At 47.1% G+C, this 21599-nt stretch carries 19 protein-coding genes; 3 read left to right on the forward strand and 16 right to left on the reverse strand.

Annotation, left to right across the window (positions count from 1 at the left end; translation table 11 throughout):
- Positions 1-50: 50 nt before the first annotated feature.
- The gene (locus ACOJUN_RS07455) at positions 51-1607 is read right to left on the reverse strand and encodes a hypothetical protein (RefSeq protein WP_422136030.1); all 1557 of its coding nucleotides are present in this window, start codon (positions 1605-1607) and stop codon (positions 51-53) included.
- A gap of 427 nt (positions 1608-2034) precedes the next feature.
- Between ACOJUN_RS07455 and ACOJUN_RS07460 the strand changes: the two genes are divergently transcribed.
- On the forward strand, positions 2035-4485 hold the full coding sequence (locus tag ACOJUN_RS07460; protein ID WP_422136031.1) for an OTU domain-containing protein: 2451 nt from the start codon (positions 2035-2037) through the stop codon (positions 4483-4485).
- Between the two features lie 102 nt (positions 4486-4587).
- Here ACOJUN_RS07460 and ACOJUN_RS07465 read toward each other — a convergent pair whose 3' ends face one another.
- From ACOJUN_RS07465 to ACOJUN_RS07510, 10 genes are all read right to left on the reverse strand, one after another.
- Positions 4588-5013, reverse strand: a complete 426-nt coding sequence (locus ACOJUN_RS07465) for a F0F1 ATP synthase subunit epsilon (RefSeq protein ID WP_422136032.1) — start codon at positions 5011-5013, stop codon at positions 4588-4590.
- Between the two features lie 103 nt (positions 5014-5116).
- Positions 5117-6493 (reverse strand): F0F1 ATP synthase subunit beta, encoded by a 1377-nt coding sequence (gene atpD, locus ACOJUN_RS07470; protein ID WP_317144281.1) that lies wholly within the window; start codon positions 6491-6493, stop codon positions 5117-5119.
- A gap of 42 nt (positions 6494-6535) precedes the next feature.
- Positions 6536-7396: a F0F1 ATP synthase subunit gamma gene (gene atpG / locus ACOJUN_RS07475; RefSeq protein ID WP_422136033.1), complete on the reverse strand. Its 861-nt coding sequence runs from the start codon at positions 7394-7396 to the stop codon at positions 6536-6538.
- Positions 7397-7481: 85 nt separating this feature from the next.
- Complete coding sequence (atpA, locus tag ACOJUN_RS07480; RefSeq protein ID WP_422136034.1) at positions 7482-9023, reverse strand: F0F1 ATP synthase subunit alpha; 1542 nt, start codon at positions 9021-9023, stop codon at positions 7482-7484.
- Between the two features lie 37 nt (positions 9024-9060).
- Positions 9061-9594, reverse strand: a complete 534-nt coding sequence (locus ACOJUN_RS07485) for a F0F1 ATP synthase subunit delta (protein ID WP_422136035.1) — start codon at positions 9592-9594, stop codon at positions 9061-9063.
- A gap of 12 nt (positions 9595-9606) precedes the next feature.
- The gene (locus ACOJUN_RS07490; RefSeq protein WP_317144277.1) at positions 9607-10077 is read right to left on the reverse strand and encodes a F0F1 ATP synthase subunit B; all 471 of its coding nucleotides are present in this window, start codon (positions 10075-10077) and stop codon (positions 9607-9609) included.
- Between the two features lie 211 nt (positions 10078-10288).
- Positions 10289-10543 carry a F0F1 ATP synthase subunit C gene (gene atpE / locus ACOJUN_RS07495; RefSeq protein WP_257253757.1) on the reverse strand — a complete coding sequence of 85 codons (255 nt, stop codon included), beginning with the start codon at positions 10541-10543 and terminating at the stop codon, positions 10289-10291.
- Positions 10544-10634: 91 nt separating this feature from the next.
- Positions 10635-11516: a F0F1 ATP synthase subunit A gene (gene atpB / locus ACOJUN_RS07500; RefSeq protein ID WP_422136037.1), complete on the reverse strand. Its 882-nt coding sequence runs from the start codon at positions 11514-11516 to the stop codon at positions 10635-10637.
- Positions 11517-11570: 54 nt separating this feature from the next.
- Complete coding sequence (locus ACOJUN_RS07505) at positions 11571-11966, reverse strand: ATP synthase subunit I (protein WP_422136038.1); 396 nt, start codon at positions 11964-11966, stop codon at positions 11571-11573.
- A 320-nt stretch (positions 11967-12286) separates the two neighbouring features.
- Complete coding sequence (locus ACOJUN_RS07510; RefSeq protein ID WP_422136039.1) at positions 12287-13189, reverse strand: LysR substrate-binding domain-containing protein; 903 nt, start codon at positions 13187-13189, stop codon at positions 12287-12289.
- Between the two features lie 451 nt (positions 13190-13640).
- Here ACOJUN_RS07510 and ACOJUN_RS07515 point away from each other — a divergent pair, with 451 nt between their 5' ends.
- The gene (locus ACOJUN_RS07515) at positions 13641-13910 is read left to right on the forward strand and encodes a hypothetical protein (RefSeq protein WP_422136040.1); all 270 of its coding nucleotides are present in this window, start codon (positions 13641-13643) and stop codon (positions 13908-13910) included.
- A 383-nt stretch (positions 13911-14293) separates the two neighbouring features.
- Here the strand turns inward: ACOJUN_RS07515 and ACOJUN_RS07520 are convergent, their stop codons facing one another.
- From ACOJUN_RS07520 to mnmG, 5 genes are all read right to left on the reverse strand, one after another.
- Positions 14294-14503: a hypothetical protein gene (locus tag ACOJUN_RS07520; RefSeq protein WP_422136041.1), complete on the reverse strand. Its 210-nt coding sequence runs from the start codon at positions 14501-14503 to the stop codon at positions 14294-14296.
- 115 nt (positions 14504-14618) lie between these two features.
- Positions 14619-15524 (reverse strand): ParB/RepB/Spo0J family partition protein, encoded by a 906-nt coding sequence (locus tag ACOJUN_RS07525; RefSeq protein ID WP_422137049.1) that lies wholly within the window; start codon positions 15522-15524, stop codon positions 14619-14621.
- Positions 15521-16327, reverse strand: coding sequence for a ParA family protein (locus tag ACOJUN_RS07530; RefSeq protein ID WP_422136042.1), 807 nt, complete (start codon positions 16325-16327; stop codon positions 15521-15523). Before ACOJUN_RS07530 ends, ACOJUN_RS07525 begins: the two co-directional genes overlap by 4 nt.
- 52 nt (positions 16328-16379) lie before the next feature.
- The gene (gene rsmG / locus ACOJUN_RS07535; protein WP_422136043.1) at positions 16380-17024 is read right to left on the reverse strand and encodes a 16S rRNA (guanine(527)-N(7))-methyltransferase RsmG; all 645 of its coding nucleotides are present in this window, start codon (positions 17022-17024) and stop codon (positions 16380-16382) included.
- Between the two features lie 678 nt (positions 17025-17702).
- Positions 17703-19577 (reverse strand): tRNA uridine-5-carboxymethylaminomethyl(34) synthesis enzyme MnmG, encoded by a 1875-nt coding sequence (mnmG, locus tag ACOJUN_RS07540; protein WP_422137050.1) that lies wholly within the window; start codon positions 19575-19577, stop codon positions 17703-17705.
- A gap of 1039 nt (positions 19578-20616) precedes the next feature.
- On the opposite strand from mnmG, the gene ACOJUN_RS07545 reads away from it, so the two are divergent.
- Positions 20617-21588 carry a Fe(3+) ABC transporter substrate-binding protein gene (locus ACOJUN_RS07545; protein ID WP_422136044.1) on the forward strand — a complete coding sequence of 324 codons (972 nt, stop codon included), beginning with the start codon at positions 20617-20619 and terminating at the stop codon, positions 21586-21588.
- The last annotated feature ends 11 nt before the right edge of the window (positions 21589-21599 follow it).

Consider the following 21599-nt stretch of genomic DNA (forward strand, 5'->3'; position numbering starts at 1 on the left):
TTGGTTTCAAAGATTTTCAGGAATACACACTTCCCTTTCAACTGATTCCGTCATTCCCCGACCAGAATTTCAAAGGTCTTTGAATCAACTAGAGCGTGGGAGTCTCCACTCGGCGTTGCAAATGAAGCTTTACAGACTTTGCCCTCCTTAAAATACTTTCCGTAGGTATTGAAACCATTGTTCATAAAACGACAAAAATATTGCGGCACTTTGCTAACTTCTTTGCCTGAACTTGAATAGCTATATCCGGCAATAACAGCCTTATCAGGCAGCTCACTCTCAAAAGCCTGCCAGCGAATGTTAGCGTCAACCAAGGGAGTCAGGTAATCAGAAGCAGTACTGCCATTCTGATTGGTAGCAACGTAACCACTTTTTCCACTGGTACCAATGTATCTACAATATTTATCAGGTCCCTCTCCTGCCAAGGAGCCCAGTATAAATTCTTTGTAAGGCTTTCTGGGGGAACAAAAGTATTTCTGAACTTCGATGCTGACTGTCCCTTTGTCTTGTTGTGATGGCACTTTCTGCCATACCACAGGAGACGGTCTGCTTTTATCAGCTTTCTGTCGTACAGGGATAAAGTGGGATATCTTGCCTGCTGGCTCTGCCTCAGCTGCCAGGCCTTCGCATCGATTCTCGCTGCTATGAGCGCCATCGTTGTACCATTGGACTCCAGGACTGACTCCATCTTTGCACAGACTTTCATGACGCAAACTTCCAGATAACAGCACTGTTGATGCAAAGGGTGGTAGATTCAAGAGCCAATCCTGAAATCGATAGGAGACATTGTCATATGTAACATTAATCTGATAATACTTTTTGTCGGTGACCAGAATATCTCTGGGTAACAGAGTTTCACCCCCCAACGACACCAGGAAATTATCTCTTTTTCGGCTGGATAAAAGGCATCCGCTGACATTATCGGGTGTGTTGGCCAACATACCAACCAGAGTACTGATCTTGCCATTGAGCATGAACTTGATTCGACAAAATCCGGTCAGTTGCTGATCATTGCAGCGGAATTTTTTGGTTAAAGGTTTCGGCAGTGGAGAGTTACAAAGCTCGGTTGCAGACCCGTAGGTATAAGCCAGATCGTATGCAGTGTTTAATGGAAACAGTGCTGGCTCGAGGTCACCTTTAATAAGGTCCTTGGGATAGACATCAAGGAAAGTAGCCCTTGCCCAGAGGTACTCCAGCTTTTTCTCTGGGTCAGCATAGTTATCATCACTAATATTAAATGGAACCAGATTGTACTGGTTGATAATTGTTTTCTGGTAATACTGAGTTACTGGCGTGGTCCGCATTACCGCATTTAAATTGCTGCTGACAGTACCATGACTCAATGGGAAATCCCGTGGATTTTTTTTCTCCGCGTTCTCGCCCGCTTCCGCTTCTTCAGCAGCACTGCGCCCGAGCATAAAACCTATTCCAAACATTAACCCATCAACCCCCCCCATAAAACACAGCTCAGTAATAAACTTTTTATAGTTACTCAAATATGAATACGTGTACTCTAGAGAGCTTTGCACCCCAGCAAGAGCTATTCCATTGTAAATAACAGAAATGGATAACAACGTCACAGGAAAAGCCCTTAAAACTTGTTTCATATTTAAGCTCCTCGGCGGCAACTGCAGTAAAGCCCAGAATCCAGAAATAAAAGGCCCCGTAATACTGGGGAAAGCTGAGAGTATAGCGTTTATTTCAGCGGCAAATTGTATATAAACGATTTATAAAAACTGATTCTTATGAAGTCTGTTGCATGGCATATGCGTTCAATGATTTTATAGTTTGATAAAGAAATAACCCTATATAGTCTCTGTCTGCTTCTCCCTTATTAAAATCAGCATTTATGCTCAATTCGCGTGAGACCCCACCGAACTAGAGGGTGTCAATTTAGGATTTACGTGCCAAACAATTTATTCCTGATTAGGGTGGTGGGTTTTATTTACGCAAAATTAGCAATACCGGCACTTTTATTAATTTCAACTATAATTGTCAGCCTTAAATAAAATCATAAACAGGATATAAGAAACTATGGATATTAAAAAGCTGAGGGCAGCGTTAACAAGAACTTTATTAATAGCTGCTGTATTAAAAAAACCTCAATTTAAAGCACTTGTACTCGCTCTTTTGTATACAGCCTCTCCGGTTCAGGCAGAAAATGAAGAACAAAAGCACTATTATCAGCTGGTAAGAAAAAAACTGCTGGATATCTCTCTGCTGATTAAAAGCAGCCATTGTGCTGATTCAGCTAAAAAACTATTACCTGCAACCTATGGCTATGCCCATTGGTTGAAATGCAGAGACCATTTTAATTTTTACACCCATGTCAGGGAGGACCTGACAAGAGTCGATTACAATAATAAAATCTATCGTTACCTTGAACTGGAAAGGTCCACCGGACGCCTTACAACTCAGGCCTCTAACGTGATAAGCCTTCACGACCTGCTTGAATATGAGCCTGAAGATCCCAATGCCACGCCTTCTTTCTGGCAGTTTGTTAACCGCATAAACGTTGAAGATAAAACCGATATAACCGGGCTACTTTTTCAGTACTTCACTGAATACCCCGAAAAACTGATACAGCTTCTTAATTCAGACATTATCTATCCGCTTCCCGGTTTTTTTTCAAAACGAGACAATACATCAGAGCTTTATTCAATGGCTATGCAAATAAGGCTTATACTCATTGACAATGGGGGCTCTGTAACAAAACCGAAAAACGACTTTCTCCTGGCCTATTCGGTAACACCAGTTAGTAATCCAATGCAGACAGATCCGGCAACAGGAAGCAATCAGGAATCAGAAGAAATATGGACACAGTTGACTGATCAGGAAAAAGAATTCGTTGGAAGGCTCAACGATGCACTTCATCTGGGTATGGTTTTCACTCTGGCTGATCTGTATAAACGTTTATCACAAGCACTAAGCACCACTAACTTCGATAATATGACAACAGCTGAGCTGTTAGACATTATTGAGAACAAGCCAATCGATGGCGAGAAAGAACTGGCTGCCTGGGAATTGCATAAATTATCCAGCTCGGTCATTCAACTAAAGGGGGCTGTGTATGAAACCATAAAATCAACTTACATGAGCTCAGTTCCCTGGCTGCGACAGAGAAAGACAATGAGGTTCATGCGGGACCCGGACCGGGAGCTGGAACAGCAACGGAAATTTGCACAGGAACAAGAGCAGGCCCTGAGATTGTTTGTCAACCGGCACATATCAAATATTAATGCTTTACTGCGATTGCTTCCGGATCAGAATAAGACTCAATTGCCCTTTAACCCCCAGGATTCTGTTACGCTCAGTGGAGTCAGCTACTCAGCTCTGAAAAACTCTGCGAACAAATATAAAAACGGGCAAACCCAACAACAATGGTTTAGTACAGAAAATCATGTCCCCTCTTTTACATCGACACCTGATTTCTCAGATCTCAATGCCGATCATCGCAGCAGGGATGACAGCGAGAAACCCCGGGGGTTCTTTATGGTTAGCGCGGGTAGTAATAGACTTCCAGAAGGAATCAAGGAGGTCGTTGTAAACTCTCCCATTACAGCACCAGAGTTGCTCAATGAAGGGATTGCCAAGCTTGACACTGATGACATAAGTATTTCGAAAATGCTGCAGGTGATGTTCAGCATTGGTTTTCTGCGCCCCGGTTACAGTGAAATTGATGCCATAAATTTCATTGCTGCTTATAGCTACTCTCCGCTGCACAGCGCACTATGGACATTGATCTTTCATGCGATCGGCGTTGGCGACGCAACGGTTCATCCCCATATGCATTACATAGATGGTTATAAAAGAAAATTCATATTTAACCATCTGGCGCGTGAAGATATTGCACAGCAGCTATCTGCCATCCACCAAAAACTACAAACGACTACCACAGACGGGTCTGAATATGCCAAGCAACTCAATGAACTTCTCGAACAAAAACAGCTGACACTGGGCGATACTCCCGGCGATGGACACTGCTTTACCCATGCATTAGCACAGCAATTACCGGGTTACGATGAAGAAAGCATAAGACGTGCATTACAAATCTTTCTTGCGTCCCCCTCAAACTACCAGGGTTATGTTCCCGAAAGCATTATGTCCTTAGCCCCTGAACTTCTAGCCCAGATATCATCAGACGGGCCAGACGGCTGGGTTGACATATCCATGGCTGCCTTCGCTTCACTGGCATTCGGCAGGAGCGTTGTTGTAATACACCCGCAATTCAACCACAGCTCTGATTTGCAGGTGACTGTGTGGAACCAGGGCCAGCCGGAAGACATTGACCCTGCCGATGTACCTCAACATATCGATAATGCGTTGATCTTAGTATTCATCAATACAAACCACTGGACTTTTGCCTATCAGCAAGATCCGTTCCCCGGTCAACCCAATATCATTAACGTTGATGAATTACCCGATCTTCCTTCTTTGGAAAATAACCTAGGCAGCAACGGTTTCCGGTTTTTCATGCAGCAATAAAAAAGACAAAATACTTCAATCCCGTTGTACCCGCGCGGGTGATTTTTTACAGGTATAAAAAAACCCGGAATAAACCGGGTTTTTTTATAAGACACAAGTTGCTTATTTACCAAGCTTCTTGCGAATGGCCTGCAGAGTACGCAGCTGAGCAGCGGCTTCAGCTAGCTGAGTGGCTGCACGGGAGTAATCAAACTCACCGCTCTGATTAGTCAGCTCCTGTTCAGCCAGTTTCTTGGCCTCTTCAGCAGCAAGCTCATCCATATCGTCTGCACGCAGAGCCGTGTCAGCCAGAACCTTAACCTGGTTAGGCTGCACTTCCAGAAATCCACCTGAGATGTAGAACACCTCTTCTGCGCCGCCCTGGGTGATCAGGCGGATTGGACCCGGATTCAGATCAGTCAGCAGAGGCGTGTGGCCAGGGGCAATACCCAGGTCACCCAGAGAACCGGTAGCAATAACCATCTCTACCAGTCCGGAGAAGATCTCCTCCTCGGCGCTAACGATGTCACAGTGAACCGTGATCGCCATTTGTGTCACCTCCTCTTATGTCCTCGCATGGACGGTAGACCGGAAATGATTGAACCATTCCCGGCACGGGGTGACGCTCCTCAAAAGCAGAGCGTCCCGGCCATTACATGGACTTGGCTTTCTCGATTGCTTCCTCGATGCCACCCACCATGTAGAACGCCTGCTCTGGCAGGTGATCGTATTCACCGGCCAGAATACCTTTAAAGGCACTGATGGTGTCTTTCAGGGAAACATACTTACCAGGTGCACCGGTGAAGACTTCCGCAACAAAGAATGGCTGAGACAGGAAACGCTCAATTTTACGGGCACGTGTTACTGTCTGCTTGTCTGTTTCAGACAGTTCGTCCATACCCAGAATTGCAATGATGTCTTTCAGCTCTTTGTAACGCTGCAGTACGGTCTGCACACCACGAGCCACGTCGTAGTGATCCTGGCCGATGACCAGAGGGTCCAGCTGACGGGAAGTAGAGTCCAGAGGGTCGATCGCAGGGTAGATACCCTTGGAAGCGATGTCACGGCTCAGTACAACGGTCGCATCCAGGTGCGAGAAGGTGGTCGCCGGAGACGGGTCAGTCAAGTCATCCGCAGGTACGTACACGGCCTGGATAGAGGTGATAGAACCGGTCTTGGTGGAAGTAATACGCTCCTGCAGTACACCCATCTCTTCTGCCAGAGTCGGCTGGTAACCTACCGCAGATGGCATACGACCCAGCAGAGCAGATACTTCAGTACCCGCCAGGGTGTAACGATAGATGTTGTCGATGAACAGAAGTACATCACGACCTTCGTCACGGAATTTCTCAGCCATAGTCAGGCCTGTCAGAGCAACGCGCAGACGGTTTCCGGGTGGCTCATTCATCTGACCGTAGACCAGAGATACTTTGTCGATTACGTTGGAATCGGTCATCTCATGGTAGAAGTCGTTACCCTCACGAGTACGCTCACCAACACCTGCGAAAACAGAGAAACCAGAGTGCTCGATAGCGATGTTACGGATCAGCTCCATCATGTTTACGGTTTTACCAACACCGGCACCACCGAAAAGACCGACCTTACCCCCTTTCGCAAAAGGGCAGACCAGATCGATAACCTTGATACCGGTTTCCAGCAATTCGTTGGAAGCGGATTGCTCTGCATAGGTGGGTGGTTTACGGTGGATGGACGCTCGCTCTTCTTCACCGATAGGGCCCTTCTCATCGATAGGGTTACCCAGAACATCCATGATACGACCCAGAGTCTTGGTACCTACAGGTACCTGAATCGGTTCACCACTGTTAGCCACTGTGAGACCGCGGGATACACCTTCGGTGGAACCCATGGCGATAGTACGAACAATACCGTCACCCAGCTGTTGCTGAACTTCCAGTACCAGATCTTTGTCTTCGACGTTCAGAGAGTCGTAGACTTTGGGAACACTTTCCCTGGGGAATTCGACGTCAACGACGGCGCCGATGATTTGTAAGATACGACCACTACTCATAGCCTTTCCTCTACCCTTTAATCTTTTATACAGCCGCCTTAGTTACACCGCTGCAGCGCCACTGACGATTTCAGACAGTTCCTGTGTGATTGCAGCCTGACGAGCCTTGTTGTACACCAACTGAAGGTCATCAATCAGATTGCCGGCGTTATCTGTTGCGTTCTTCATGGCAATCATTCGCGCGGCCTGCTCACAGGCGTTATTTTCTACTACTGCCTGGAATACCTGGGACTCGATATACCTGATCAACAGGCCATCCAGCAATTGTTTGGCATCAGGTTCATAAATGTAATCCCAGGGTCTTTTCAGTGACTCATCTTCATCTGGAACCAGAGGCAACAACTGCAATACCTCAGGAGACTGTGTCATGGTGTTGACGAAGCGGTTGTGAACAACGTACAAACGGTCAATTTCACCGTTTTCGTACTTGTCCAGCATCACTTTTACACCACCAATCAGATCAGCAATGTTGGGTGAGTCACCAATATGTGTTGTGGCTGCTACGACGTTCCCGCCGTAACTACGGAAAAATCCAACAGCCTTGCTGCCGATCAGGCAAAGATCTATTTCAGCACCCTGATCTTTCCACTGAGTCATACTCTCAATGGTTTTCTTGAACAGGTTGATGTTCAGACCTCCACAGAGGCCCCGATCCGTGGAAACGATGATAAAACCGACACGCTTCACCTCACGTTCTGTCATGAAGGTGTGTTTGTACTCGGCATTGGCGTGAGCAACATGCCCTACAACCTGACGGATACGCTCGGCATAAGGGCGGCTGGTTTCTCTCCGCTCCTGAGCTTTACGCATCTTACTCGCCGCCACCATTTCCATGGCGCTGGTGATCTTCTGCGTACCTTTAATGGACGATATCTGCGTCCGGATCTCTTTTGCGCCTGCCATTATTCAGTTCCTCAAGCCAGGCTTTCGAGGCCAGCGGCCAGTAAGCCAGCTTTACTGACCACTGACCACTGACCACTGAAAACTGTTACCATGACTGGGTGGCCTTGAACTTCTCAATAGCCGCTTTGATACCCTCTTCAATTTCACCGTTGTAATCTCCAGATTCGTTGATGCGAGCCATCAGCTCACTGAATTCAGAGTTTACAAAGCTCAACAGGGCAGCTTCAAAGTCCAGGATCTTGTTTAACTCAACGCCTTCCAGGTAGCCTTTTTCAGCGGCGTAGATGACAACACCCATGTCAGCAACAGACATTGGCGCGTACTGTTTCTGCTTCATCAGTTCAGTAACACGCTGACCGTGTTCGAGCTGCTTGCGGGTAGCTTCATCAAGGTCAGAAGCAAACTGGGCAAACGCCTGCAGTTCACGATACTGAGCCAGAGCCAGACGGATACCACCACCCAGTTTCTTGATGATCTTGGTCTGGGCAGCACCACCTACACGGGATACAGAGATACCAGCGTTCATCGCAGGACGGATACCCGCATTGAACAGATCGGTTTCCAGGAAGATCTGACCATCGGTAATAGAGATTACGTTAGTCGGTACGAAGGCCGATACGTCACCTGCCTGGGTTTCGATGATTGGCAGGGCGGTCAGGGAACCGGTCTGGCCTTTCACTTTACCATCGGTCAGCTTTTCAACATGCTCGGCGTTTACACGAGAAGCACGCTCCAGCAGACGGGAGTGCAAGTAGAATACGTCACCCGGATAAGCTTCACGGCCCGGTGGACGGCGCAGCAATAGAGAGATCTGACGATAGGCCCAGGCCTGCTTGGTCAGATCATCATAAACAATCAGGGCATCTTCACCCAGATCGCGGAAGTATTCACCCATGGAGCAACCGGCAAATGGCGCCAGGAACTGCATGGATGCCGGATCAGAAGCACCTGCGGCAACAACTATAGTGTGTTCCATTGCGCCATGCTCTTCGAGCTTGCGTACCACGTTGGCGATAGAAGACTGCTTCTGGCCAATCGCTACGTAAACGCACTTGATACCAGTACCTTTCTGGTTGATGATCGCGTCGATGGCCAGAGCGGTCTTACCCGTCTGACGGTCACCGATGATCAACTCACGCTGACCACGACCCACAGGAACCATGGCATCAACGGACTTGTAACCTGTCTGAATCGGCTCGTCTACAGACTGACGGGCAATAACGCCTGGCGCTACTTTTTCGATTGGCGAAGTTTCAGTGGCTTCAACGGGACCTTTGCCGTCGATGGGGTTACCCAGCGCGTCAACAACACGTCCCAGCAACTGCCTGCCAACAGGTACTTCAAGAATTCGACCGGTGCACTGAACAGTCTGGCCCTCAGCCAACTGACTATAGTCACCTAATACAACAGCGCCGACGGAGTCCTGCTCCAGGTTCAACGCCATACCGTATACACCGCCGGAGAACTTGATCATTTCCCCGTACATTACGTCTTGCAGACCGTGTATACGAACAATACCGTCAGTGACACTGACGATGGTGCCCTCATTGCGGGCTTCACTGGACACATCAAGCTGCTCTATGCGGCTCTTGATGATGTCACTGACCTCGGAAGGATTCAGTTGCATAGCTTACCTGCCAAACTTTTTACTTAAAAAAAAGTAATTATGAAATCATCGCATCGGCAAGCTTGGTCAACCGCGAGCGGACACTGCCGTCGATAACGAGGTCTCCAGCTTTCACGATGACGCCGCCGATCAGGTAGGTATCTACCTGTGTATGCATTCGTACTGATCGACCAAGTCGTTTTTCAACTTTCTTTGCGATTTTGTCCTGCTGTTCATCGGACAGCGGGAAAGCCGAAGTGACGACTATATCCTGATAACTCTGATCTTGTGCTTTCATCTGCTCAAAGATCGCGTCGATCTGGGGAAGCAGAAAAATCCGTTTTTTATTCGTAAGGATCCGAATGTAATTCTCGACTTCAACCGAAAGACTGCCTTTGCACAGTTCGATAAAGGCGTCTGCCTTCATGTCCCCTGTGGTGGACGGGTCTTTCAGCATCCTGCCCACAGCCTCACGCCTGGATATACTCGCACATAAAGTTAGCATCTGAGACCATTCAAATAACTGGTCGTGCTCTTTTGCTATCTTGAATGCGGCCTTGGCGTAGGGACGGGCACATGTAGTCAATTCCATGGTCAATCCCCTTTAGAGTTCAGCAACCAGGTCATCAACCAGACGGCTGTTAGCTGACTCATCCAGATTTTCACCCAGAATACGCTCAGCACCGACTACAGCCAGGGCTGCAACCTGAGAACGCAGAGCTTCGCGGGCTCTGTTGGCTTCCTGCTCAATGTCAGCCTGCGCAGCCACCTTGATGCGATCAGCTTCTTCACGGGCCTGCTCTTTAGCCTCGTCAAGGATCTGGGCAGAACGCTTGTTTGCCAGCTCGATGATTTCCTGAGCCTTTTCACGGGCTTCACGCAGTTCTTCGAGAACTTTTTTCTGAGCCAGTTCCAGCTCTTTCTGACCACGAGCTGCAGCGTCCAGTCCGTCAGCGATTTGTTTCTTACGGTCGTTGAGGGCCTGCATGATGGGTGGCCATACATACTTCATGCAGAACCAGACAAACACAGCAAAGGCGATCGTCTGACCGATGATAGTTGCATTGATATTCATGCGAACTCCAAATGCTCCAGTAAAATCTTAAAATCCTGCCTCAGATGAGCGTACTACTTCTATTTAGCAAAATAAGACGCTCCCAACAAAGTTGTTTAGATCAGCTTACCCAGCCTACGAGTACATCCAGGATCTTTATTCGGCTTTTCGTTTCGTTACGGCTCTCAGACCGGCCGTACTTCAACGCCAAGCCGGATCTTCACTGCAGCGATTACTGAACCAGAGCTACAAAAGGGTTAGCAAAGGTGAAGAACAGGGCTATACCCACAGCAATCATTGGCACAGCGTCAAGAAGACCCGCTACGATAAACATTTTGGTTTGCAGCATTGGTGCCGTTTCAGGCTGTCTGGCAACGCCTTCAAGGAATTTTCCACCCAGCAAACCAAAGCCGATAGCTGTAGCCAGAGCCGCAAGACCCAGCATGAAAGCAACACCGATTGCAGTCAGACCTACTACCAGTTCCATATTTCCTCCCGACCTATTGTGGTCTTTGTTAAATTGAAGTTTTAGGTTAGTTAACACACTACGTCAGTCAGCTGACGTACAATATCTATAATTAATGGTCTTCGCTTGCCATGCTTAGATAAACAATGGTCAAAATCATAAAGATGAATGCTTGCAGAGTGACCACAAGAATATGGAAAACAGCCCATCCAAAGTGCAAAGGTAGCTGCATGTAGCCGACCAGGGCAATCAGGATAAAGATCAACTCACCTGCGTACATATTACCAAAAAGACGCAGAGCCAGAGAGATGGGCTTGGCAATCATGGTCACAGATTCCAGCAGGAAGTTGATTGGAATCAACAGAGCCTGCACAGCTTTGTTAGGGCTGCTGAACGGATGCAGGGTCAGCTCACCAATAAAACCACCTATACCTTTCACTTTGATCGAGTAAAAGATAATTAACATAAAGACAGAGAGGGACATACCCAGAGTAATATTCGGATCTGTACTCGGTACAATCTTCATATAAGGAATGCCCAAAGCAGAGGCCAGCCCCGGGATCCAGTCAACAGGGATCAGGTCCATCAGGTTCATAAAGAAAACCCAACAGAAAATAGTCAATGCAAGCGGGGCGATCAGGTTATTTCTGCCATGAAAAGAGTCTTTGACACTGCCATCCACAAACTCAACGACCATTTCAACCAGATTCTGCATGCCAGTAGGAACACCGGCAGATGCACGCCTGGCCACCATACGGAAGATCGAGATGAACACCACACCCAGCAGAACAGACCAGAACAGACTGTCTACGTGCAGCGCCCAGAAACCCATTTCTTTTGCTTCAGCAGCGGTTCTGGCAAAGGTCCAGGTGTCTTCCGACAGAACACCCAGCTCATTGCCATAATTGTCCACACGTTCAAAACCTGCAGGCAGCTTACCGAAGGTAAGATTCTGCAGGTGGTGGGCTATGTACTCAGTTGCAGTCGTCGCCATGAATTTTCCCGTACACCATCATCATTGTATAAATCTGTCGTCAGTAAACCTGCCTCAACTCTTAATAAGAAGAGGGGTCAGCCAGTTTACCGCCTGAATCAAAGCAAATGCACCGAACATCGTCAGGGGGTCGATTGACGGTATCCGTGTAAAAATCAGAACGAACGCCAGAACCGTTAAGGCAAACTTCCCCGCTTCACCCTGATAAAAAGACCTGACTATTTTCTGTGCCGCACTGGCTCCCCGGTATCGAAATGCTCTCCAGACCAGATAAGCATTGGGGACGCTGCATGCCAAACCACCTGACAGAGCGGATATAGCGAAAGACTTACCCAGCGGCAGCAAAAGCAATGTCAGAGATACTGTAGCCAACAGTTGAGCAACGACAACACGATAGATACGTGGCTGTTGCAGATGCGGGTAACTGGCCCGACTGTCACTTCTAAACATCTCTTTACTTTTGACTCTCCACGTCGTCTTTACAGACACAGGCTCCTGCGCTTGACCTGAGTATCTTAACAGGTCTGATAAGTCTTGATCCGCCCCTCAGAAAATACCAGGGGTTTCAGCCTTTGCGATGTGTGAATACAGTTAAACATCAGATGGCAAAGCTTCACACAACTGAAAATCTTAGAACTTTTTTTCACCCCTACGGCGCGCGAAAGTATACTAGTGACATGCACCTGCGTTCAACTAATATCTTAAAGGTTGACACTATACGACTTCGGAAGAATATTATCCCCTGAGTCCTAATGAATGGCGTTCAATAGCTAATGGACCAAAAGCTCGTCATCCCATTGCAAAATAAACTCAGAGACTTTCTTGATCACGCCACTTCGATATTTTTTCCTGTTAAGTAACAGATAAAAATGACGATTCAGAGTCAGGTCAGACACGTTGATGGTCGATAGCAGACCGGCATTCCTGGCCCGCCATATAGCCAGGTTGGAAATACAACCAATACCCAACCCTTCCATAACAGCCTGCTTGACGGCTTCGGCCCGGTTAAGACTCATTATAACGTTAGGTGTACATAAACGTGTTGCCAAGACTTCATCAAACAGTTCCCGGGTTCCTGAGCCTGGCTCCCTGAGTATCCACTCTTCGTGTTTCAGGGACTGAAGATCCACGGTCTTCCCGGCCATGGGGTGGTCAGGATGACAAATAATAACAAGCTCATCTTCGCGCCAGGGGATCACTTCTATTTCCGGGTGCAGACAGCTGCCTTCAACGACGCCCAGATCAATCTCCATAGCCAATATTCTCTGCTGAATACTGCGGGTATTTTCGACCGCCAGTTCGGCCCTGATATGGGGAAATTCCTTGAAAAACCTCCCAAGAATACGAGGCATCAGGTTATTACCAATGGTAGAACTTGCATGTATCTTCAGCGTTCCCTCTTTATAGCAGCTGTCCTCTATAAACTGGGTTTCAATCTCGTGGGCCCGATCAATCAGCTCTGCTGCCATGGGTAATAATGATCGACCAGAGTCGTTTAATGCCATGGACGCACCAGCATGTCGGTCAAATAAGGGGCCTAAATGCTTTTCCAGTTCTGACAGTGCCATACTGGCAGCGGGCTGCGAAATAAACAGGGATTCTGCTGCTGCTGTAACTCTGCCGGACTGGGCGATCGCCTTAAAGATTTCAAGCTGCCTCAATGTGATACGCATTTACTGCTCCGATATCCATTGCCAGCTCAAAAAGGACGGTGAAATCCCGGGTGGCATAGATAAAATTAACACCTTAAATTTTAGGAGTTGTTATTAGTGAACAGGACACCAAAACCTGGGTTGGCCTAAAAAAATGACACCCGCAATGAAAGAGGTCCTTCGTTACACGCACATTATAAAATAGAGTACGTCATCCCTCGATAACCTTAACGACTTTTGTAATAAAACCGTCAAGATTTTTAAGTAGATTTAGGTTTTCCTCATTTGTCTATCAATTACTCACTCATAAGTGCTCATTATAAGACTCTCTTGATTTATTGATTATTCAGGGAATAAGCCTACTCCTTATAATGCAGTCACCCTCACAGATCAATAATAACACTTATCTTAGAGTTGTTTTGAAACCGTACTCAGAAAGATTTTTATGATAATTGTCCAACAAGGAGTGGCTATGTACCAAGAATATAATGATCGAAATGTAAAGCATTGGGTTGATCTTAAAAAACAAACATCCGTTCTTGAAAAGATTGTGTACTGCAAACAAAAGAGAAAGTATTCATCAACACTTTATAATCTTGGTGCTTTTTCCCGTAAAGCAGATAAACATTTGAAATATTCAGGTCTTCGAAAAAGTTACCCGGTTTTGTCTGCTCCTGCGACTTATTGCAGGACAATATTCGAACGCTTTTTCAAGGCTAAATCTTGTCTGACCATGCATTGAGCTACTTTTTAATAACCGACAAACTTGCCAGTTTTCAGGAGCCCGGTAACAATAACACACAACCCATAAGTTTGACTTATATGCGCCTGTAATTTTATTGATTATCCAGAAAGACTTTCAGAACTCTATAATTCGTTCACCATCATCAAGCGCTATAAATAGCCGCTACCTTCAACCTCCGACATTGAAAGATAAGCAGCTATAAGAGGGATCAGAATAAAACACAACAAGATAAAATAAATGTACAAAATATCTATTATCAGCATCTGGTAATGTATTAATCGATGCTGTGAAAATGGTATCGGATTTTGTTTCTTTAAACCCGTGATCATCAGGACAAAATCCGATAGCTTTTTCCAAGCTGACCAGTGTACGACAAGGTATTAGGCTGCTTTATGCAGCCGTTTTTTTACCTGTAATAACTTCTCTTTTTTGCCGGGAGCCGTTTCAACTGTCACAATCAGGTCTATCTTGCTAGTGATGGGAGCAATGCCCCAATTATTGTTGGCACCGGGAACAGCCTGACCTTTTCCTTCGGCTAATACAATCTGCCAAAATCTGACGGTTTTCATCCGGGGAAGCGAAAGCAACAAACGCCTCTCCGGTACCTGCAATATTATCGCCACAAAACGGGCAGGTTAATTGACAATCACGCTGGTATCAGGATTTTGCGAACAACCTGCCTAGTGTTTATTGGGTATCGGACACTTATTGAATATGCGCCAGAACCCCGTCCAGTTCATCCAGGCTATTGTAGGAAATCACCAGTTTTCCCTTGCCTTTGGCGTTATGAGTAATGGCAACCCTGGCTCCGACACGATCCGATAAGTCATCTTCCAGACGCTTGATGTCAGGATCTATTTTCATCGAGGTTTTTTTCTTGCCCTGTTCTTTTTCCTGCACCATGCGACGCATCAGAGCTTCTGTCTGGCGAACTGAGAGTCCTTTGGCCACAACCGTTCTTGCGGCTTCCAGCTGCTCCATATCAGACAGGGGCAACAGAGCCCGGGCGTGACCCATCTCCAGGTCACCGTATTCCAGCATTTTCTTCACGTCAGAACTCAAAGACATCAGACGTAAGATGTTGGCTACTGCTGCTCTGGATTTACCCACGGCCTCAGCCACTTCCTGCTGCGTCAGTTCAAACTCTTTCTGCAAGCGGGACAGCGCAATGGCTTCTTCAATGGGATTAAGATCTTCCCGCTGAATGTTCTCAATCAGAGACATCGCTATGGCTGCTTCGTCAGGAACATCCCGAACCAAGGCTGGTACCTCCGCCAGACCAGCCAGCTGTGCGGCTCTCCAGCGACGCTCTCCGGCAATGATTTCATAACGATTCCGGGACAGAGGACGAACCACAATAGGCTGCATGATGCCCTGGGCTTTGATACTTTCAGCCAGTTCTTCCAGCGCATCCGGATGCATATCCCGACGCGGCTGATATTTGCCACGCACCATAAACTCGACAGGAATCTCTTTAAGTTCCTTATTCTGAAGTGTTTCGCCTTCAGGCGTTTCTGTCGGGTTGGTTAGTTCATCGGAAACCGATGATGAGAGGTTAGCGCCTCCCATCAATGCACTTAAATTGGTGCCAAGACGTTTTTTAGCCATCAGGTCCCTGTCTTCCTTTCAGTCTTGAGCCCCTTGTTAAGAGCCTCTTGTCTGCGAACCAGCTCACCCGCCAGCGCCAGGTAAGCTACCGCCCCCCTGGAGGTTCGGTCATAAGCCAGCACTGGTTTGCCATGGCTCGGGGCCTCAGCCAGACGCACATTCCGTGGAATAACGGTACGATAAACCTGATCACCAAAATGACCAATCAGCTGTCTGGATACTTCGTTGGTCAAACCCATTCGGGGGTCGTACATAGTCCTGAGTAGCCCCTCAATATGGAGCTTCGGATTAATGGTCTGTCTGATACCGGTAATGGTTTCCATCAGGGCAGTTAAACCCTCCAGCGCATAATATTCGCACTGCATCGGGATAATAACGCCTTCTGCAGCCACCAGAGCATTCAGCGTCAGCATATTAAGCGACGGTGGGCAATCAATCAGAATATAGTCATAGTGTTCACTGACAGAAGCCAGAGCACTTCTCAGTCGGGTTTCTCTGGCTTCCATCGACATAAGCTCTACTTCAGCGGCAGTGAGGTCAGCGTTAGTGGGAACTACGTCGTAGCCCGCATCTTCAGCGTTCTCAATAGCCTGATCGATGGCGCATCGCCCGGTCAGAACCTGATAGGAGGAATACTCCAGGTCATGTTTATTGATACCACTTCCCGTCGTGGCATTTCCCTGAGGATCCATATCAACCAGTAACACCTTTCGCTTGGTCGCTACCAGAGAGGCGGACAGGTTGATGCAGGAAGTGGTCTTTCCTACCCCACCTTTTTGGTTCGTTACCGCAAGAATTTTTCCCACTGCCAATCGCTACCGTATCGTCTTTATGTTTGTGAAAAGCTGTCTGTTTAAATTACACGTCAGCCTTCAGGATAACCAGATGCCTCTGTGCTTCACAACCCGGGACGTCAAGGGCATGGCTTTCCAGCAGGGAAATTTCTGGTCTTAGCTGCTTCAGATCGACCAGTTCCTGTTCCGGGAACAGGCCTTTCATTGCCAGAAACTTACCACCTGCCTTGATCAGATGGTGGCTGCCATTCACCATATCAGCCAGAGAACTGAATGCTCTGGACATAATAACGTCAAATGGCTGGATTGCCTCAAAGGATTCTACCCGGCAATTCGCCACTGTGATATTTTCAAGACCCAGCTCTGTTTTGGCCTGAGTCATAAAACGGGTTTTCTTACCATTACTGTCCAACAGGGTGTAGTGCTTTTCTGGATTAAGGATCGCCATAGGTATGCCTGGCAGACCGGGCCCGGAACCTACGTCCATCAGATGATCCCCTTCCATAAAGGGCGCAATACTCAGGCTGTCGTGTATGTGTCGTGACACCATTTCCAGCGGATCCCTGACGGCGGTCAGATTATAAGCTTTGTTCCATTTGGCAAGCAGCTCTACATAACCTGTCAGCAAGTCTGCCTGGCTGTCCGCCAGTATCAGAGATTGCGCAACTGCTCCCTCGCAGATGCGTTCACGTAAGGACAGAAAAGACATCAAGAAACAGTCCAGATAGGGTACATGGATTCACAGCCTCACGGCTTGATGGATAGTGTATTGCAAATAGCAGATTCAGTCGAATTCATAACCTTCTGATTGCACGTTAATTTTCATAGTCTTATTGATAAAAAAACAGTATCGAACCCGATTTGCGACTTTGCAGGCTGAAATTAAACCTTCTCGATGGTGAACAACCGGTTTGGCGGATAGGTTTAAAGAAAAGGTCGGAGTACAAATCGTCGATCAGACAAGAGATGGTGATGATAAACTCTTGGCTGTGCCTCTACTAATTTCTCTGGGAAGTCACACAATGCGTTATCAACAAACTTATGAAAAAAATAATCAAACGACTCTCACAGACTATTCTGAGCAGGCTTAAGTCAGCGGTTGATCTTTTCTCAGGTGATCCGTCAGAAACCAGATTGACTGTTAGAGAGCAGACTCAGTTAATCACTGACTTTTCACCATCGACTCTGAATATCAGGAAACCCACTCTGATCACTCAACCTGTCACGCCCTATTCGGTAAAAAAAGGACGAGTGGCTCCGCGGAATCCTCTAAAAACAAAGCGCCAGTCATACCGTGACTTGGCTCTGAAAAGGAGTAACCGATTCCCGAATCGAAGCAGGCTTGATTTCTCGACCAGAAAGTCAAGCCTGCGTCAGCGGGTCAAAATCAGGCAACCATCGAGCGTTTTTTAAGATGAATCAGTAGCAAGGAAACCGCTGCGGGCGTCATCCCCTGAATTCGGGAAGCCCGTCCCAGAGTTTCAGGCCTGTTATCATTAAGCTTCTGCTTCAGCTCATTAGACAACCCCTCGATCACACTGTAATCCAGAGCCTCAGGAATCTTTGTGCCCTCATAACGGCGCAGACGATCAATCTCTTCCGTCTGGCGATGGATATAACCTTCGTATTTGGTAGCAATTTCAACCTGCTCACAGACCTGGGGATTAGCTTCCGGTTCACCGGAGAGTGCGGCAACATCCGCATAAGTCAGCTCGGGACGACGCAGTAGTTCCTGCAGGCTGTATTCACGACTGATGGGCTTGGAGAGCTTATTGTCGATTTTTGCAGAAGCTTCGGTCTCTGGATGAATGAATGTGGTCCGAAGGCGTTCATGTTCCTTCTCAATTCGCTCTTTTTTGTCGCAGAATGCCGACCAGCGCTCATCGTCCACCAGACCCAGCTCACGACCTTTTTCTGTCAGACGCAAATCGGCATTATCTTCACGCAGAATCAGACGATATTCGGCACGGCTGGTAAACATTCTATAGGGTTCACTGGTGCCATTGGTAATCAGATCGTCCACCAGAACGCCAATGTAGGCTTCGTCCCTGCGAGGACACCAGCTCTCTTTACCCTGCGCTCTCAGTCCAGCATTTAAACCAGCCAACAGTCCCTGGGCCGCAGCTTCTTCATAGCCAGTAGTGCCATTAATTTGCCCGGCAAAGAACAAACCACCGATCGCTTTTGTTTCAAGAGAATATTTCAAACCTCTCGGGTCAAAATAATCGTATTCAATGGCATAACCCGGACGGGTAATATGCGCATTTTCCAGACCAGGGATGGAACGCACCAGATCGACCTGAACGTCGAAGGGAAGACTGGTAGAAATCCCATTGGGGTAGAGCTCATTGGTATTCAGACCTTCTGGCTCAAGGAATACCTGGTGTGAAGACTTGTCGGCAAAGCGGGTGATCTTGTCTTCAATAGAAGGACAGTATCTTGGGCCAATACCTTCAATCACCCCGGTAAACATAGGTGAACGGTCAAGACCACTACGAATGATCTCATGGGTCCGTTCGTTGGTGTGGGTAATATAACAAGACACCTGACGGGGATGCTGTTCGACAGAGCCCAGATAGGACATGACCGGAACCGGAGTATCACCCGGTTGCTCTGCCATCATCGAAAAATCAACAGAACGGGCGTCAATACGGGCAGGCGTCCCTGTTTTCAGACGCTCAACGGCCAGATCAAGATCTCTCAATCGATTGGCCAAGGCTATAGAGGGAGGGTCTCCAGCTCTGCCACCGCTGTGATTTTCCAGACCAATATGAATTCGTCCACCCAGAAAAGTTCCTGCAGTCAGGACCACACTGGTTGCAAGGAAACGAACCCCCATGTTGGTCACCACACCGGTAACCTGACTCTGTTCAACCATCAGGTCATCAGCGGATTGCTGGAATATCCACAGGTTGTCCTGGTTTTCCAGAATGTTTCGGATCGCTTCTTTATAAAGTGCCCGATCAGCCTGGGCACGGGTGGCTCTGACAGCTGGCCCCTTTCGTGCATTCAAAACCCGAAACTGAATACCCGCCAAATCCGTAGCCCGACCCATGGCACCACCCAGGGCATCCACTTCTTTCACCAGGTGACTTTTGCCAATACCACCGATGGCAGGATTGCAGGACATCATCCCCAGAGTTTCGATGTTATGGGTCAACAAGAGTGTTTTAACACCCATACGTGCAGAAGCAAGAGCAGCCTCTGTGCCCGCATGGCCACCACCAATCACTATCACATCAAACCGGGTTGGAAAGTCCACTGCCAAGGTCACATCACCTTTGTTCGTTTATGGGTCTGGTAAAAAGGAGGCGGATTATACCTCAGCTCTTTTGTCCACAACATGCATCTTTCATGACAAATGCCTTTCCGCCTGTTTTTCCCGATGAGGACTCGTTCAGTTAAAGGCTCTGTTCCTATTGGCGTAAAGCATAGTGCCTTATCAGCCAGGGGTTCAGTCGTAAAGCCCGAAATCTTGTATGTCGTCTTCCTACTGCTTCTAGAGGTCCTTACCTGTGAGTAACATTAAAAACAATAGCCGTCTTTAACGTAGTGTTTATTAGATATTTTTATTATAAATAGTGTGAGTAGTTTTTGTGGATAAGCAAAAAAAGTATATATATATCAATATTTTAAAAAATGAATAAGTGTGTCAGTCTACTGTTGGAATCTTTCGGTTAAGGTGTAGTTTTCTTGTGGATAAAAGAGCCTTTTTCCACAATCGAAATTTATCAATATCTTATCCCGGTATCTATAAATAGTTTCTCTATGTAGCTTTCCACAAGGCATTTCTAACAGAACCACGCTAATGAAAGGTTGATAAAACCTGCGTTTGAAGCGTATTTAGACTTATAAAGCGGTATTTTTTATCCACAACAGGGTATGAGCGACTTCGAATAGTCGGAAGGTTTTTCGCAGACTGATAATTTCTGAAGGGATGGAGAAAAAGAAGATCAGATAAGACGCAGAGTGTTATGGAAGCTCAAGGACACCTCAACCATAAGGAAGGGCATTCGCTCAACCCAGAATCCTGGTCCTGCTCTTTAGTTGGGTGGATTGACAACAATGCTTTGAACTTTCATTCCAAAAACTATTCCAAATTAATGAATGCTATTTGTGAAATATGGTATGCGAATAGAACAAAAAAGTTAGTACTTATGTTCATAAAAACTGGCGATAAGACGAAATTTCTGTAGAATGTGCGAATGATAATGTTTCCTATTTAGATTGATATTATAAAAATACGGTTGTCGTCCATGTTGAAAAATAAAGTCTCTTCAGCACTTTTAGCAGCAGGTCTTATGGCTGCATCTGCTATCTCCCTGGCCGCAGAAGTGGTTAATGTTTACTCCTATCGTCAGCCTTTTCTGGTTGAACCTCTGTTCGCAGAGTTCACCAAAGACACCGGTATTGAAGTCAACATGGTGTTTGCCAAAAAAGGTTTGAGTGAGCGTCTCGAACGTGAAGGCAAACTGAGCCCCGCTGACCTGGTATTGACGACAGACATCAGCCGACTGATGAATCTGGTTGAAAAGGATCTCAGCCAGCCCGTTGACAGCCAATCAATCAATAACGACATTCCTGCCCAGTATAGAGACCCTGAGGGTGAATGGTTTGCCCTGACCAAGCGTGTCAGAAATATCTACAGCACCAAACGTTCAGAGAAGCCGGAAGGCATCACTTACGACGATCTGGCCGATCCAAAGTACAAAGGCAAAATCTGCACACGCAGTGGTAAAAACGCCTATAACGTAGGTCTCGTTGCTGCTTATGTCGCTCACAATGGTGAGGAAGCGACTAAAGAATGGCTTGAAGGTTTCAAGGAAAACCTGGCCCGTCGCCCTCAGGGTAATGACCGTGCCCAGGTAAAAGCTATCACGGAAGGCGTTTGCGACCTCTCTATCGGTAACAGCTATTACTTCGGCAAGATGATGACCAATGAAGAACAGCGTCCATGGGCTGAGTCCGTTTACATCAACTTCCCTGATCAGAAAGGCAATGGCTCTCACGTCAACGTCAGTGGTATGGTTCTGACCAAATACGCTCCCAACAAAGACAATGCCGTTAAGTTAATGGAATTCCTGGCCAGTCAAAAAGCTCAGGCCACCTTCGCTGAAGTCAACATGGAATACCCTGTAAATCCTGATGTACCGGTTTCCAAAATGGTTGCTTCCTGGGGTGAGTTCAAATCCGACGATCTGCCTGTTTACAAGCTGGCAGAGAACTATGCGACCGCTCAGAAACTGTTAGACGAAGTCCGTTTTGATCTGTAATTAAAAGGCCT

Source organism: Endozoicomonas sp. ALD040 (genome assembly GCF_049275945.1).
GTDB lineage: Bacteria > Pseudomonadota > Gammaproteobacteria > Pseudomonadales > Endozoicomonadaceae > Endozoicomonas_A.